Below are 14,556 nucleotides of genomic sequence, written 5' to 3'. Positions count from 1 at the left end.
GCTGCAATCCTCGCTTGGGGAGGATGTTAGGCATGTGGACAAACTGGGCCGGTAACGAAACCGCCACCGCTCCGATTGCGCGCCCTGTGGGGTTGGAACAGCTGCGGGCGACGGTGGCGGAGCCCGCAAACGTGCGGGTCGTTGGGGCAGGGCACTCCTTTACCCCAATCGTAGGCGGGGCCGAGCGGATATTGGATCTGTCGGAGTTGCATTTGCCTACGGTTGGACCGGTCGAAGATGGGCAGGTCTGGGTCAATGCCAATGCACGTCTGCGTGACCTTTCGCCCGCTTTGGCCAAGCAGGGCGTGGCGTTCCGCAATCTGGGCGACATCAACACGCAGTCTTTGGCTGGGGCTGCGTCCACGGCTACTCACGGCACCGGACGAACTTTGCCTTGCCTCGCGGCCGAGATTACAGATGCCAAGTTCATAGGTGCGACCGGTAACATTCTGACTACCTCGCAAATCCCGCTGGAGATGGCGCAGGTGACGTTGGGCTTGTTGGGTATTCTGACCGAGGCGCGGATCAATGTCGTACCGAAATACAATCTGCGCCGTCAGGTCACGCTGACCGATCTGTCGGATGTCTTGACCAACATGCATCAGAATTGGGCCGAGAACCGGAATTTCGAGTTCTTCTACATCCCCTTCACCGGCAAAGCGGTCGAGCTGCGCCATGCCGTCACCGATGCCCCCGAAAGCAAGGCCCCGCGCGATCTGGATATGTTGGCGGTCAAGGTGCTGAAGCTCGCCCGCAACGCGGGACGCTTCAACCCCGGTCTGCGCAAGCTGTTGCTGAACCTGCTCACGTTGGCTCAATCGGATGAGGACTACGTCGGTGAAAGCTGGCGGGTGCTGTGCAGCGACAGACATATTCGGTTCAAGGAGATGGAGTATCATCTGCCAGTTGAAGTTGCCGTTGATGTGTTGGCCGAGGTCTTTCTCCGTCTGGAGCGTGAACACAAGGACATCTATTTCCCGATCGAAGTGCGCCAGACGGCAGGTGACACAGCCTGCCTGTCACCGTTTCAGGGTGGCCCACGGATCTCGATCGCGCTGCACACGGATGCGGGTGAAGATCACAGCCGCTATTTCGACGCGTTGGAGCCGTTGTTTCTTGAGGCCGGAGGGCGCCCGCATTGGGGCAAGTTGCACAGTCTTTCTTACAAAGACTTGTCCGGCGTGTACCCGGATTTCGACCGGTTCTGCGCCCTGCGTGAGGAATTGGACCCGCAGGGCAAATTCATGACGCCCGCCTTGGCCCGGTTGTTCCGGCCATGAGCGATCCCTACCTCAACCGGCTGTCCGAGATCTTGCGCAAGTACGGGGTCGACCACCCGGTCGTCGCAATAGACCTGGATCGGGTCGAGGTAAATTGCCGGGCAGCCCAGGCCGCAGCTGACCCCGGTCTGGACCGGCGCTTGGTCGCAAAATCCCTACCTTGCCTGCCCTTGCTGGATCATATCCGCGGGCTGATCCCCAGCTCAGGCCTGATGAGCTTTTCCGAACCGATGCTATCGGCTCTGCTGCAAGCGGAACAAGACACGGAACATCTGATCGGAAAACCGCTGCCCGCCACCTCTGCCGCGCGTGTGTTGCAGACCCTCCCGGACGCCACAGATCGGGTGCAATGGCTGATCGACACCCCCGAACGCCTGCGCGAGTATCTGGCTTTGGCGGAGACAAGCCAAACGTCCCTGCGTTTTTCGCTTGAGGTGGATATTGGTCTGCACCGTGGCGGGTTGAAAGTGGATCAGGTTGCCGAACTCGCACGGGTGATCTCTGCGCATCCAAACGCTCGTTTAAGCGGGCTTGTGGGGTATGAGGCGCATCTGGCGAAGCTACCCGGTCTCCTGAAGTCGCGGGCAACGAAGGCCAGCGCCAAAGCGTTTGAACATGCCGTGGCTGCACTGCCTGAAGGCGCGGGTTATTGCCTGAACACCGGCGGCAGCCTGACATTTCAGAGCTACCGCGCGCCCGGCCCAGCCACCGAGGTTGCGTTTGGATCGGTCCTCGTAAAGCCATCCGATTTCGACCACGCGACCACTACTGGCTTTCAACCAGCTGCGTTTCTGGCCACCCCTGTCCTCAAGACCATGCCGTCAAACCCTCTGCCCGGATTGGAATTCCTACCCCAGCGCAAAACCCATATCGCGATCTTCGGAGGGCATTTCCCCGGCCAACCCGTACACCCCGGCGGGTTCACCTATTCCTCGGTCTTTGGGCGGTCCAGCAATCAGGAGGTTTGGACCGGCCGCTCTAACCATGCCGTCAAACCCGGTGACATCGCGTTGATCCGCCCGAGCCAGAGCGAGGCTGTTCTGAACCAGTTCGGAACGGTTTTAGCGGTGCGAGAGGGGCAGGTGATCGCGGAATGGCCCTGCTTGCCGAATTGACTCCGATAACACTGCGATACTTGTGCGATTTTTCAGCCGTTTTTCACCGCGAAGCGCATTGAATTCGCAAAGCTATGGGCGTAGTTCTCAACGCGTGCCGACCACGGGTCGACACAGGTTGCCCGCGTGGTGGAATGGTAGACACAAGAGACTTAAAATCTCTGGGCCGGAAGGCCGTGCCGGTTCGAGTCCGGCCGCGGGTACCACACACAGCTCCTTAGACCGGATAGTCGAGCCTTGTGATCAGCTGCCAGATATCTCGGTTCAGGGTGGACAGGTCTTCGACAACCTGTTCGATCTCGCGCAGGGCCTCACCATCCAGAGTATCCGTGCGACCCATTTTTATGTCTGTTTTCCGATCCGCAATGCGCATCAGAATGGTCTTGGGGTTGCCGCTTTCTGGATCGAAGGAATAGATGCAGTGATTGAACCGGTTGCGTATGCCCGACAGTTTCCCAAGCCGTTTTGTGTGCTCCAGGATCGGGTCTCGAATACCCTCGGGGCGGCCATCCATTTTCGCGAGCCGCTCAACCAGATCAATCCGGGCGCGGGTCGTGTTCAGGGTCAGAAAGATGATAACGGCAGAGTCTTTGCTTGTTCCCGCCAGACCCGCAATTAGGTGGATCAGCAGGCTTTCGGTGTTTGTCCACATATAGTTCAGCCGCCCCACCAACAGGATCAGCCGGTCAAACCGTTCTTCCACGAGATCAGCCAACACGTGGGCTTTGCGCATCAAACGGCGCAACCTCGAAATAGAAATGAGCAGCCGCAGTTCGGTTGCTGACCCCGATCTTGCCGACCACGTTATGCATATGCAACTTGACGGTATGTTCCGTAATCCCCAGCCCGGCGGCGATGACCTTGTTGCTCTGACCTTGAGACACCAACCTGAGGACCTCTTTTTCCCGTTTTGTCAGCCTGTCGAAGAGTTCAACCTGCTGTGAGTCGGCGGGCTTGGGCGTTACAGATGATGCTGGGGCCTTGCAGGGGTTCGCCTTAGGGCCCGCGACACAATCCGCGAGGAAGCTGGGCAGGTGCAGCTGCTCATGCATCAGAAGCCTCAGGATCGACCGCCACACATCAGGGGCGACGTTCATAGGCAGAAAGCCGATCTCGCCGTACCGACTGCGATCCCAGCGTTCAAACAGATGCCGGGCTGCGGCGTCCTTGCGATAAGAAAACGCGAGGCATCCAAACGGAACCTGTGCCGCGTATTTACTTGGCCGTTCCAGCAGATCCTCCAGCATGACCTGATCTACGACCAGAACGCGGCTAGCATTTGCTTTGGCAGATGTTAGGTCGTCCAGTGAATCGAAACGCGACGCGCGAACGTCAAATTCGTTCTGGACGCTTCTGAGGGTTTGATTGGAGAGAAAAAGCTCTCGACCAATGAAGTGAATTGAAAGGTCTTCGGTCTTGATATTCTGGTAGGCGTAGTCACGCTCAGACGAGTCAATCATTACTGTCCCCCCACTAAAAAACCGAACTGCAATTCGCAGTTTTTCACACAAGTAATTCGGGCAGTTCGAAAGCCGAAATAGTCTTAAAAATATAGACTTATTGTAGATGAAATGTAGGGGGTCAGCAACCGGATATTCGGATTTGATACTTGGTCCTAGAACCATTGATTAGGGTTGTGTTCCGGTGATTTCGGGTAAGTAGAGGGAATTCAACGGCTTCTTTCGTCTAAGCCCAATTGGTAGGGTTTTAGGTCGGATTTTTTAGCGAAAACTCCGACCACTCCCGCAATATCCCCGGATTTCAACAGGCTAGACGTTCTAGAGCTTTTCGATAGCTTGGCAGCTTTGTCAAAGGCTGCGACGCTTCCTCTACTTCAGATTGCGAAGGTTTTTCCTTTAACGCCCGCTTTTCGCGCATTTTCGCGAATCTCTTTTCAGCGGGGACGTCGGCTTAGCCGGGAAAGGAGGTGCAGAAAGCTCGGAACCAACAGACCGCAGGGTTATGCGTTCAGGCATACCGTGCGGATTTTTGTTTCAACCGCACGAGTAACCACCTTTGAGATGAATGGTGGTCAGGTGCGCCAATAGAGTGGAAATCAATATGTCTGACCGTAGAATTCTATCCCCAGTCACAACCGTCGAAGAAATTGATGTCGAAGACATGGACCCGGTCGTTGAAGACCCGGGTGTTGAAGATCCTGAATTGGAGATGGCTGAAAACGCCCAACAGCAGCAACAGCAACAACAACAGTCTGTCGACAACACAAACGGCGGTGACGACAGCAACACCAATGGTGGCAACGACAGTAACACCAATGGCGGCAATGACAGCAATACGAACGGTGGCAATGACAGCAACACCAATGGTGGTAACGACAGCAATACCGTTCGCGACAATGGCAACAGCACCAATGACAATGTGAACCGGGTCGATATCGACTTTGGTGAAGGCGAGTGGATTCCGCGCGACGACGACAAGGTTGACGTGGACATCGGCGACGATGCCTCGACCGGTGACGTGATCACGGCCGGAGACGACGTGAACTATGATCCCGGTGACGATCTGAATCTGGATATTTCGTTGAACGGCGAAGGCAATGACATGGCCTCGTTCAACAACCAGTATGCCAGCCTGACGGACAATGACACGCTGAACGGTGCGACCGTGTCCAACTCCGGTACCTTCGAACAGAATGGTGATGCCAATGGCGGCACCGCGACTGCAGAAGAGGGTATCGACACATCGTCCGATGGTGGAGCGTCTGGCAGCGGTGGCACCAGCCATGGCGGTGATGCGTGGGGTGATACTCATGGCAGCACTTCGATGGCCCTCGGTGGCCACTCCGGAGATGCGAACGGCGCGGCAACCGGTGGAGCGGGCGCAAGCTCGGGCGAAGCGAATAACGGCAGCATCGGTCTAGGCCTGTCAGGGGCGCAGTCGGATGGTGACGGTACTGGCGCCGCTGGCGGCAACGCCAACAGCACCTCGAACGCGACGAACTCCGGAACGTCCAGTGCAAGCAGCTCTGGCGATGGTGGAGAAGGCGGCGCGGCTGGATCTCTGGGTCTTGGTGTTGGTCTTGGTCTGTCCGGCTCGAACGCGAGCGGCAATGCGGATGGCGGCGACAATACCTCCGATTCGATGGGAACTGGCCTTGGTCTCGCGGGCACTGATGCGTCTGCACAAGGCTCGAACGCTGGCGACGGCAATGCACAATCCAGCGGTAGTGCCGACAACACAAGCTCTGGCAGCAACCAGGCCAACGGCGCGACCGCTGGCAGCAACAATGCTGCTGGGATCGCGGGTGCTGGCGCTATGGGGGCCAATGACGCAGATGGCGGCAATGGTCCGGGCGGTAGCGGCTCCGGTGGTACTGGGACTGGTGGCAATGGGCCGGGTGGTGACGGGACCGGCGGTAACGGACCGGGCGGATCCGGCACTGGTGGTGACGGACCGGGTGGTTCGGGCACCGGTGGTAACGGACCAGGCGGCACAGGTTCCGGCGGCAATGGTCCGGGTGGTGCTGGCCCAGGCGGCACAGGCTCTGGCGGAGCCTCTGGAACAGCCGAAGGCGCATTGTCTGCGCTGAACCAGCAGAATCTTGGTCTTGGTCTGAATCTGGCTGATCCTGATCCGACAACGGGCGGTGGCGGCACAGCCGGAGATGCAACTGGAACCGGTGGCGCCGGATCTGGCGGAGCAGGCTCTGGCGGCAATGGCCCCGGTGGCGCAGGCTCTGGCGGTAACGGTCCGGGCGGCACAGGTGCTGGCGGCAATGGTCCAGGCGGTGCGGGTTCGGGCGGTAATGGTCCGGGCGGTGTAGGCACCGGTGGCACGGGCATGGGCGGGAATGGTCCCGGCGGTGCAGGTGCTGGTGGTGCAGGCGGTGGCCGCGTTGACACAAGTTCGGACGCGCAAGGCGTTGGTGATCAGTCTGCGACAGGTCCTGACATCTCGCAAAGCCCGGGTGACGTGACAGGTGCGACCAACAACCTGCAAACTCCGGATGGATCGGGCGGCGGCGGTGGCAGCAATGCGACCGATGGCACGGCCGAAGCAACCGGAACTGGTGAATCGACTGCCGAAGGTACTGGCGGTGCAGGTGGCATGACCTCGCCGACATCGAGCTCGGCCGGTAGTGGCGCCGGATCTGCGGATGCGACCAACACAGCTGGCGATGGTGGTGACAACGAGGTGTTTGCAGAAGCTGACACCGATGGAACCGCTGACAGTCTGGCCGAAGCGATTGCCGGATATGGCGGCGCAGGGTCGGCTGACAATGATGCGACCTCGACCGGAACCGGCAGCGCGACAGGTTCGGCCATGTCCGGAGACGGTGGCTATGGTGGAGCGGCCACAGCGGCTGGCGGCACCAGCGGCGCCGTCATGGGAAGCTCGACCGGCGGCATGACAAACGGTGCAACCAATACCGGTGGCGAAGCCTCGGGCGCCAATTCTGGCGCAGGTGGTGCAGGCGGAAACGCCGGTACTTGGGGCTCCGACAACGGTGGCGATGGCATCGTGAACGGCGAATCCTATGCCTCGGCTGCGGCTGTTGTCGATACGGCGGCGTTCAACCAGTCGATCGTCATGGGCGCAAACGTCCTTGGTAACTCGGTCGATACGACCATGGTGGGCGGCTCGATGACGTCGTCCTACGCCAGCGACGATACCGAGGTCTAAGACCCGTTTCGGGCTCTGCCATTTTCAGAGCCCGAGCTTTCTTCAAAACCGCCGGGGGCGCGCCACGTGGCCCCGGCTTAGCAAACCCAAAGCGGAAATTTTCGGCCGTAGCGGGTGACAAGGAACCTTAATATGTCCCTCGACAGTATTACTGAAACGATTGCACATTTTGTTGGAACTTTTGAGCTGACAATCGAACAAGGACGATTGAGAGACCAGTATGAAGAGTTCACCGCGCTGCGGCGGAAAGTCGAACTTGAAGATCTGTCAGACCCCACAAGAATTGAGGTCAAGGCCACGTTGAAGGCCGATCCGGGTAACTATGCCCCGATCCCTTTCAAATTCAACACACCTCCGGCCGAGTTGCCGCCACCACCCCCGGCAAACGGCCCGAACTATGAGACAAACATTTTCCTCGACCCACCAGAGGGTCCTTCTGAGGCGGTACGCGAGGCGGCATTGGGTCCGTCGGAAGCACCGCCCTTGATGCTGTTCCAGTTTCAGAACGAACTGATTGGATCAGCAGTCACCTACACGTTCCAGACACTGTTCCTGCGCGACAATGACGTCGTCGGAGAAGGGGAGTTCCGCGATGTCGACGCCCTGATCAGTGCAGGGCAGGACATGCTCGAGACCGCCCTGACATTCCATGCGGTGGCGGCGCCGTCCTTTGCGTTGGCCGACTATGCTTCGCTTGAACTGCTCTCTGAGATTGCCGAGCAGATTGTGAACCCGATGAACTCCGAGATCGAAGGTGTCACGGTTCACCAATTCCACGGCGAAGACGCCGTTGGTGTGATCATAAACGGCGAAAAGGTTGAAGAGGCTTTGGAATGGGACGACCTGCTTCCGGCCTATCACCAACCAGATGAGGAAACCGAAACGCCGGATATGCTGCCCACAGAATGGGATCGCTCGGAAGATGAAGAATTTGCCGACGGCCATATGGTCATCGCGGGCGGAAATCTTGCGGTCAACGAAGTGGCGGCAACGATTGCCTGGATTGATGCGCCCTACATAGCCGTAGGCGGCAAGGCGATGGATTTGACTGTGATCAGCCAGGTCGCTGTGATTTCCGATTGGGACCAGATCGAACAAGGCGGGAGCAGCGGAACCAAGGTGGTGCAGTCAGCCTCGGTCGGCGTTGAGGCGAAAGCCGCCTATTGGCTGAACCAGGCTGAGGGGGTCGAAGGACAACCCGCCTTTGCCTCGGTCGATTGGATCAGTGGCGATCTGGTCGTTGCGAATTTCATCAAGCAAGAGATCGACGCCACGGATATCGACCACATCCAGGCCGAAATCTCGGCCAGCACGACGCTTTATGCGATGGGCGACAATCAGATGGTCAATGTCACCGATATTGTCCAGCTGGGCAGCTACTATGATGTGATCATGATCGGCGGCAACATGATATCCGTCGATATGCTTTTCCAGACCAACGTGTTAATGGACGACGATATCGTATCGGGCGGCTCGATCTCGGCGCAGGGTGATGAAAACCTTGTCATGAACGAGGCCTCCGTTTCGAAAACGGGCGAGGACAGCCACAAGGTGCTGCACCAGGATATGGCCAATGCCATGGCGCTGGGCGAAGCAGACATGGACGCACTTGAAGACGCATTGCTTAACGATCCCATGTTCGCTGGGATGGAGCAGATACGTGCCCTGAAAATTGAGGGCGATCTGCTACAGGTCAACATCATGGAACAGGTTACCATGCTGCTGGATCAGGACGATGTGCACGTGTCTGGGCCCAAGGCGGCCGAGACGGAAATCATCGCGGGCAGCAATGCCCTGTTGAATGCGGCAAATGTTGCCAAGGCTGGGATCGACTCGGTGGTGATGGCGGCTGAGGAAACTTATTCCGATCTGCTCCTGCATCAGGCCAGCCTGTATGATGTGCCAGATCAGGAGGGCGTCTCTGAGCTGACAAATGATGCCATCGCCGTGTTGATGGAAGAGGCCAATAGCGAGCTGGCCAAGATCCATGAAACCGTCGCCAAACAAACAGCCCCGACCGAGATGGCGGGCGCTGACGATGGCCTGCAGACCATGCTGGCCTGATTTCCTGTAATTATAGCGAGTGACCGGAAGGTTAGTTTATGTCGATTGTGTTTTCGTCGCGCCGCTCCATCTGTTCCAGCCCTTTGGATCGAAATGGCGGCGTTGCCGTGTCCGAGGCGCCGCGTACCGAAAAGGGATCGAATGCGCCGCAGGAACCCAAAGGCTCAGCCTTGCTTCTGCTACATGATGCGCTGCGCGTCGATACGCCTGAAGCCTTGAAACGCAAGGAGAAAGTAGCAGCTGAAAACTGTACTGCAGAACCGAAGAACACTCACCGCGCCGATTCTCCCCTTCGGCGCGAACAGCCGCAACCTTCGCAAGATACGACCTCTGAAGGTGGCGGCGCTGGGGTGGCCGAAGCCGAGGCCTCTGATCCTGTTGACACCAACATACCCAAAGCGCGTAAGACCCCCTCTGCGCGCACAGATGGTGGGGATCGAATAGGCACTACGATTGAGGCCAAGGCAAACGAGCCGTTGCCGCCGACCAAATCTGGCGGTGGTGACGGCAATGGGCCACCCCACACCTTTCACAAGCGAACCCCGCCCGAGGATTTCCGGCGCACGTTGCGGGTCTCGATGCGCGCGATCTACCGCAATCTGGTGTTCGTTCTGGTGCTGACCTGCGCCACCAATATTCTGATCCTCGCCATTCCTATCTACCTGTTTCAGATCAGCGACCGAGTCCTGACCAGCCGATCATTGGATACGCTGATCATGCTGACCACGATCGTTGCCGGAGCGGTGATTTTTCAGGCGGCCTTTGATGCGGTCCGTCGGTTCATGCTGATGCGCACGGCGGTCGAAGTGGCCGCGCGGCTGGGCGCCCCTGTGCTGAGTGCTGCGGCCCATGCCTCATTGCACGGCAACGGTCGCGAGTATCAGACCCTTGGGGATCTGCAGCAGGTGCGCGGGTTTTTGGTCTCGGGCACGCTGATCTCATTTCTGGATGTGCCTTTTGCGCCGCTTTTCATTCTGATGATCTTTCTGGTGCATCCGCAGCTTGGCATGATCGTTGTCGTAACGGCCCTGCTGTTGATGACGATTGCCCTGATCAACCAGAAAACGACCGCGAAACCGTTTGCGGAGGCGAACAAAGCCCAGTCCATGGCGAACCAGCATCTGGATTCGATGTCGCGCAACAGCCAGATCATCAACGCGCTGGCGATGATCCCCGAGGCAGTTCGGATCTGGGGCCGCGATACCGCGCAATCTCTGACATGGCAGGTGCGCGCGCAGGATCGCAACGTGATCTTCGCTGCTATTTCGCGGGCCGTGCGTCTGCTGACCCAGATCGCCATCTTGGGGTGGGGGGCGTTTCTGGCCCTGCAAGGTGAGATCACCGGCGGCATGGTCATCGCAGCCTCGATCATCGCCGGGCGTGCCTTTGCGCCCATCGAAGGCTCGATTGAAGGTTGGAACGGCTTCCTGTTGACCCGGGGGGCCTATGGCCGGATCAACGCGCTTTTGTCCAATTCCGCGCTTCAGTTCGAAAAACTGCGCCTGCCGCGTCCCGAGGGACGGCTCGATGTTGAACGCCTTCTCTATGTGCCGGGCGGGACCAAACGCGTCGTGCTGAACGGGATCACCTTCGCGCTCAATCCCGGTGAGACGCTGGCGATCATCGGTAATTCCGGCGCGGGCAAGACGACGCTGGGCAAGACGCTTGTGGGGTCGATCCTGCCGACTTCGGGCAGCGTGCGACTGGACCTAATGGACATCCGCAACTGGGACCCGCGCCAGTTTGGCGAAAGCATCGGCTACCTGCCGCAGGACGTTCAGCTGTTCCCCGGCACCATCAAAGACAATATCGGTCGGATGCGAGAAGACGCGACCGACGAACAAATCCACGATGCTGCCGTTCTGGCCGATGTCCACAACATGATCGCAACCCTGCCGCAGGGCTATGAAACCGTTGTCGCCGCTGATGGATCGCCCCTGTCAGGTGGGCAGAAACAACGCATTGCTCTGGCGCGCGCCTTCTTTGGCAACCCACGTCTGGTGGTGTTGGATGAGCCGAACTCGAACCTTGACGTGGCGGGGGATCAGGCCCTGGCGCGGGCGATAGCGCAGGCCAAGGACAGCAAGATCACAGTCGTTGTGATTACGCAAAAGCCGACACTTCTGAATGTGGTGGACAAGATCATGCTGCTGACCGACGGGCGCGTCGCCTTGTTCGGCCAGCGTGAACAGGTGCTGCAGCAACTGAATGCGCCACGAAAACAACCCGGTATTGAAGGCCAGCAGGGGGGCTGATCATGAACGATATCGTACCCGTCAACACGTCTCCGTCCGAGCCGACCGTCTGGTATGCCGAGGTTCCACGCTCGATCAACCGCCTGATCGTGGTGGGGTTCGTGATGCTGGTCGTGTGTTTCGGCGGCTTCGGCGTCTGGGCCTTCAGCGCGCCACTGGCGGCGGCCGTCATCGCGCAGGGCAGTTTTGTTGCCACCGGTCGGAACAAGATCGTTCAGCACCTTGAGGGGGGGATTATCGAGGATATCAAAGTCTTGGAAGGTGAAGCCGTGCAGGCTGGTCAGGTACTGATGACGCTGGACCAGACCTCGGCCCAGGCCAATGAGAGAGAGCTGTTTATCCGCAAAATCCGCCTGCAAGCGATGACTGAACGGTTGCTGGCTGAATATGGCGAGCGCGAAAAGCTCAGCTTCTCCTCCGACCTGATCGAGGCGTCAAATGATGTCGAGGTGATGACGATCCTCGATGGCCAACGGCTCAGCTTTGATGTCTCGCGCAAAACGCTGCTGAACGATGTCGCGCTTCTGGCGCGTAATATGGAGGCCCTGAAAATCCGCGCCAGCGGGTTTGAAGCCCAGTTGAAAAGCATGCAGAGACGCTCGGAGATATTGCAAGAAGAGTTCGAGACAAAGGAAGCCTTGTTCGAAAAAGGATTGGTGCGCAAAGGTGATCTCAACACGATCCGTCGCGTTCAGGCCGAGGCCGATGGACAGCAGGCCCGTTTGCAGGCCGAAGCCGCCGAGATCAACCAGATGCTGTTGAAATACGAGGAACAGATCTCCCGCACCCGTTCAGCCTATCGCGAGGCCGCGCTGGATGAATTGGGCGTGATCGAAGCGGACCTTGAAAGCGTACGAGAGAAATCTCGGCAAGCCCGCAGCGTTCTGGCCCGCGCGGTCGTGCGCGCGCCTGTCACCGGAACCGTTGTGCGTCTGCACTACCACACGCCCGGCGGGGTTATCGAAACCGGCGAGCCTATCGCCGAGATTCTGCCCGCCGACGCCCCTCTGATCATCGAGGCGCAGATTCCTCGCACCGAGATCGACAGCGTTGTCACCGGTCAGGAGGCGACAGTGCGCCTGGTCGGGCTCAATCAGCGCACAACCCCGGTCTTGAGCGGTCAGGTCTTCTATGTCTCGGCCGATGCGCTGGTCGAGGATTCTCAGGGCATTCCACAAGAGGTCTACCTGGCGCGCATCTCGCTGACACCCGAGGAGCTGAAGCGCGTCCGGGGGTTTGTGCCCACTCCGGGTATGCCGGCCGAGATCATGATCCAGACCGAAGAGCGCACCTTTGCCGCCTATATCGCCAAGCCTGTCTCAGACAGCATGTCACGGGCGTTTCGTGAACACTAGCGCGATTTGGCTACACCAACCCGTAGCCGCATGCTAACCCTCGCATATGTAGGCAAAGAGGGGGCAGTGCAAATGCCACTGACAGTCAAGGATATGATGGAAGCGGCCAATGCCGTGGTCGCGCGTATCGGAGTGGAACAGGCCAAGGCGATGATCGAGGGCGGAGCGCTTTTGTTGGATGTGCGCGACATGGCCGAGCTTCAGCAATCGGGATGTGCAACCGGCGCGCATCACATCCCACGCGGCATGCTTGAGTTCCGTGCCGATGACACGTTGAAATCCCATGACCCCGAATTGCGCAAAGACCGCGTCACTATCCTCTATTGCGCCGCCGGAGGGCGCGCGGCGCTGGCAGGGAAACTCCTTAAGGATATGGGCTATGACGAGGTCTACAACCTTGGCGGTCTGACGGATTGGGTCAACGGCGGCGGCGAGACTGCGCCTGTTTAATGACGCAGGTTACGCGTTCAGAAAGGCCCGGACGGCGGCCTCGAATTCACGGGGCTTTTCGGCATGCAGCCAATGCCCGGCCCCGGGGATTTTGGCAAAGCGCGCGGCGGGAAACAGGGCTTTGATCTTGTCGCGGTGTTCGGGCAGAACATAGTCGGAACTAGCCCCGGCCAGAAACAGCGCCGGGCCATCCCAGTGTCCGGCGACTTCGGAGAACCCCATGATCTTGGGCATCTCGGACGCCAGAGCATCAAGGTTCAGAAGCCAGCGTTTCCCTTCGATATCCAGCGATTGGGTGAAGAAGCTTTGCAAGGCCGGGTCAACCCCTCGCTCGGCCAGCTGTTCAGCCGCGTCCGACCGCCGCGTGACCCGCGAGAAATCGACCGCGCGCATCGCCTCGATGAACTGGATCTGGCTATGGCCGTAGGTCACCGGCGCAATATCAGCAACCACCAGTTTGCGAACCATATCCCCATGCTGCAAAGCCAGCATCATGGCGGCCTTGCCGCCCATCGAATGCCCCACCACATCGGCTGATCCGCCAAGGCTCTCGATCACCTCCGCCAGATCGGACGCGAGATCGGGATAGTCGTGCTCATCACTCCACAGGCTCTGAGAGTGGTTGCGCATGTCGACGGCAATCACCTGCCGCTCGTCGGAAAGACGCCGCGCGATGACGCCCCAGTTGCGGGCCGAGCCATAAAGCCCGTGTGCAATCAACAGAGGAGGGGTGTCCGTCGGGTCGCCATGGGTGATCGTATTCAGCATAGTCTTGTGATACGCGCGACTGCACCGAACAACCAGCCCCATTGTCGCCCCAGTGCAGGGCGGTTAAGTTGTCCCGTCAGGAGGCGCAGATGACCCAGGAAACAGATATCCAGACCCAGATCGCGCAGACCATTCAGTTGCTGCGCAAGAAACTTGGGGTCAAGGACAAGACGCTGATCGCCTCGGTCCGCCGCGCCAAGCGGCGTTTGCCACGCAAAGTCTACAAGCAGGCCATGGTGTTGGCGCAGGCCGAGCAGATGGCAGAACATCCGAAACTGCGTCTGGTTCTGGACGGGCCGAAGCTTGAGAAAGCCTCGGATGAAGTGCAGAGCCATCTGAACGCTATCAATTTGGCGGATCGACGATTGGGATGGTTTCTGAGCTTTCTTGGCTCAGTCGCGTTGGGTCTTATCGCTTTGGCGGCAGTGACGATGATTGTGCTGCGCTGGCGCGGGTTCATCTGACCCAAACGTTGTTGCAACGAAAAACGGCGCCGTGTGCGGCACCGTTTTCTTTTTGTGTACCCGAGACGAATTACAGGTTCGTATAGATAGGGAAGCGGGCGCAGAGGTCGGCGACTTCGGCTTTGACCTTGGCCTCGACCTCGGCGTTGCCGTCTTCGCCA

11 protein-coding genes and 1 tRNA gene are annotated in these 14,556 nt (G+C 58.9%); 9 read left to right on the top strand and 3 right to left on the bottom strand.

The window, feature by feature from the left end; all coding sequences use genetic code 11:
• The first annotated feature begins 32 nt into the window (after window positions 1-32).
• From ACR0IP_RS09255 to ACR0IP_RS09245, 3 genes are all read left to right on the top strand, one after another.
• Window positions 33-1,280, top strand: coding sequence for a D-arabinono-1,4-lactone oxidase (locus tag ACR0IP_RS09255; protein WP_480525174.1), 1,248 nt, complete (start codon window positions 33-35; stop codon window positions 1,278-1,280).
• Window positions 1,277-2,395 carry an alanine racemase gene (locus ACR0IP_RS09250; RefSeq protein ID WP_480525172.1) on the top strand — a complete coding sequence of 373 codons (1,119 nt, stop codon included), beginning with the start codon at window positions 1,277-1,279 and terminating at the stop codon, window positions 2,393-2,395. The genes ACR0IP_RS09255 and ACR0IP_RS09250 overlap by 4 nt, the downstream gene beginning before the upstream one ends.
• Before the next feature lie 120 nt (window positions 2,396-2,515).
• Window positions 2,516-2,601, top strand: a tRNA-Leu gene (locus ACR0IP_RS09245).
• Window positions 2,602-2,612: 11 nt separating this feature from the next.
• Here ACR0IP_RS09245 and ACR0IP_RS09240 read toward each other — a convergent pair.
• Complete coding sequence (locus ACR0IP_RS09240; protein WP_170554459.1) at window positions 2,613-3,128, bottom strand: hypothetical protein; 516 nt, start codon at window positions 3,126-3,128, stop codon at window positions 2,613-2,615.
• Entirely contained in the window at window positions 3,103-3,855 is a 753-nt protein-coding gene (locus ACR0IP_RS09235) for a helix-turn-helix domain-containing protein (protein ID WP_170677261.1), read from the bottom strand. Before ACR0IP_RS09235 ends, ACR0IP_RS09240 begins: the two co-directional genes overlap by 26 nt.
• 601 nt (window positions 3,856-4,456) lie before the next feature.
• On the opposite strand from ACR0IP_RS09235, the gene ACR0IP_RS09230 reads away from it, so the two are divergent.
• From ACR0IP_RS09230 to ACR0IP_RS09210, 5 genes are all read left to right on the top strand, one after another.
• The gene (locus ACR0IP_RS09230) at window positions 4,457-7,039 is read left to right on the top strand and encodes a beta strand repeat-containing protein (RefSeq protein WP_480525169.1); all 2,583 of its coding nucleotides are present in this window, start codon (window positions 4,457-4,459) and stop codon (window positions 7,037-7,039) included.
• 132 nt (window positions 7,040-7,171) lie between these two features.
• Window positions 7,172-9,103 carry a type I secretion protein gene (locus tag ACR0IP_RS09225; RefSeq protein ID WP_480525167.1) on the top strand — a complete coding sequence of 644 codons (1,932 nt, stop codon included), beginning with the start codon at window positions 7,172-7,174 and terminating at the stop codon, window positions 9,101-9,103.
• 38 nt (window positions 9,104-9,141) lie between these two features.
• Window positions 9,142-11,358, top strand: coding sequence for a type I secretion system permease/ATPase (locus ACR0IP_RS09220; RefSeq protein WP_480525165.1), 2,217 nt, complete (start codon window positions 9,142-9,144; stop codon window positions 11,356-11,358).
• A gap of 2 nt (window positions 11,359-11,360) precedes the next feature.
• Window positions 11,361-12,713: an HlyD family type I secretion periplasmic adaptor subunit gene (locus ACR0IP_RS09215; RefSeq protein WP_480525163.1), complete on the top strand. Its 1,353-nt coding sequence runs from the start codon at window positions 11,361-11,363 to the stop codon at window positions 12,711-12,713.
• 72 nt (window positions 12,714-12,785) lie between these two features.
• On the top strand, window positions 12,786-13,163 hold the full coding sequence (locus ACR0IP_RS09210) for a rhodanese-like domain-containing protein (RefSeq protein ID WP_480525162.1): 378 nt from the start codon (window positions 12,786-12,788) through the stop codon (window positions 13,161-13,163).
• A 9-nt stretch (window positions 13,164-13,172) separates the two neighbouring features.
• Here the strand turns inward: ACR0IP_RS09210 and ACR0IP_RS09205 are convergent, their stop codons facing one another.
• Complete coding sequence (locus ACR0IP_RS09205; protein ID WP_480525160.1) at window positions 13,173-13,931, bottom strand: alpha/beta fold hydrolase; 759 nt, start codon at window positions 13,929-13,931, stop codon at window positions 13,173-13,175.
• An 89-nt stretch (window positions 13,932-14,020) separates the two neighbouring features.
• Between ACR0IP_RS09205 and ACR0IP_RS09200 the strand changes: the two genes are divergently transcribed.
• Entirely contained in the window at window positions 14,021-14,395 is a 375-nt protein-coding gene (locus ACR0IP_RS09200; RefSeq protein WP_480525159.1) for a hypothetical protein, read from the top strand.
• Window positions 14,396-14,556 lie beyond the last annotated feature (161 nt).

The organism is Ruegeria sp. AL11, assembly GCF_056540865.1.
Note: the sequence above shows the minus strand (reverse complement) of the source record. Positions and strands in the feature narration are given on the sequence as shown.

Bases quoted from the DNA above. Each gene is read 5' to 3' on its own strand.
- ACR0IP_RS09255 (WP_480525174.1), top strand. From the start codon at position 33: ATGTGGACAAACTGGGCCGGTAACGAAACCGCCACCGCTCCGATTGCG.
- ACR0IP_RS09210 (WP_480525162.1), top strand. From the start codon at position 12,786: ATGCCACTGACAGTCAAGGATATGATGGAAGCGGCCAATGCCGTGGTC.
- ACR0IP_RS09250 (WP_480525172.1), top strand. From the start codon at position 1,277: ATGAGCGATCCCTACCTCAACCGGCTGTCCGAGATCTTGCGCAAGTAC.
- ACR0IP_RS09215 (WP_480525163.1), top strand. From the start codon at position 11,361: ATGAACGATATCGTACCCGTCAACACGTCTCCGTCCGAGCCGACCGTC.
- ACR0IP_RS09200 (WP_480525159.1), top strand. From the start codon at position 14,021: ATGACCCAGGAAACAGATATCCAGACCCAGATCGCGCAGACCATTCAG.
- ACR0IP_RS09225 (WP_480525167.1), top strand. From the start codon at position 7,172: ATGTCCCTCGACAGTATTACTGAAACGATTGCACATTTTGTTGGAACT.
- ACR0IP_RS09230 (WP_480525169.1), top strand. From the start codon at position 4,457: ATGTCTGACCGTAGAATTCTATCCCCAGTCACAACCGTCGAAGAAATT.
- ACR0IP_RS09220 (WP_480525165.1), top strand. From the start codon at position 9,142: ATGTCGATTGTGTTTTCGTCGCGCCGCTCCATCTGTTCCAGCCCTTTG.
- ACR0IP_RS09205 (WP_480525160.1), bottom strand. From the start codon at position 13,931: ATGCTGAATACGATCACCCATGGCGACCCGACGGACACCCCTCCTCTG.
- ACR0IP_RS09240 (WP_170554459.1), bottom strand. From the start codon at position 3,128: ATGCGCAAAGCCCACGTGTTGGCTGATCTCGTGGAAGAACGGTTTGAC.
- ACR0IP_RS09235 (WP_170677261.1), bottom strand. From the start codon at position 3,855: ATGATTGACTCGTCTGAGCGTGACTACGCCTACCAGAATATCAAGACC.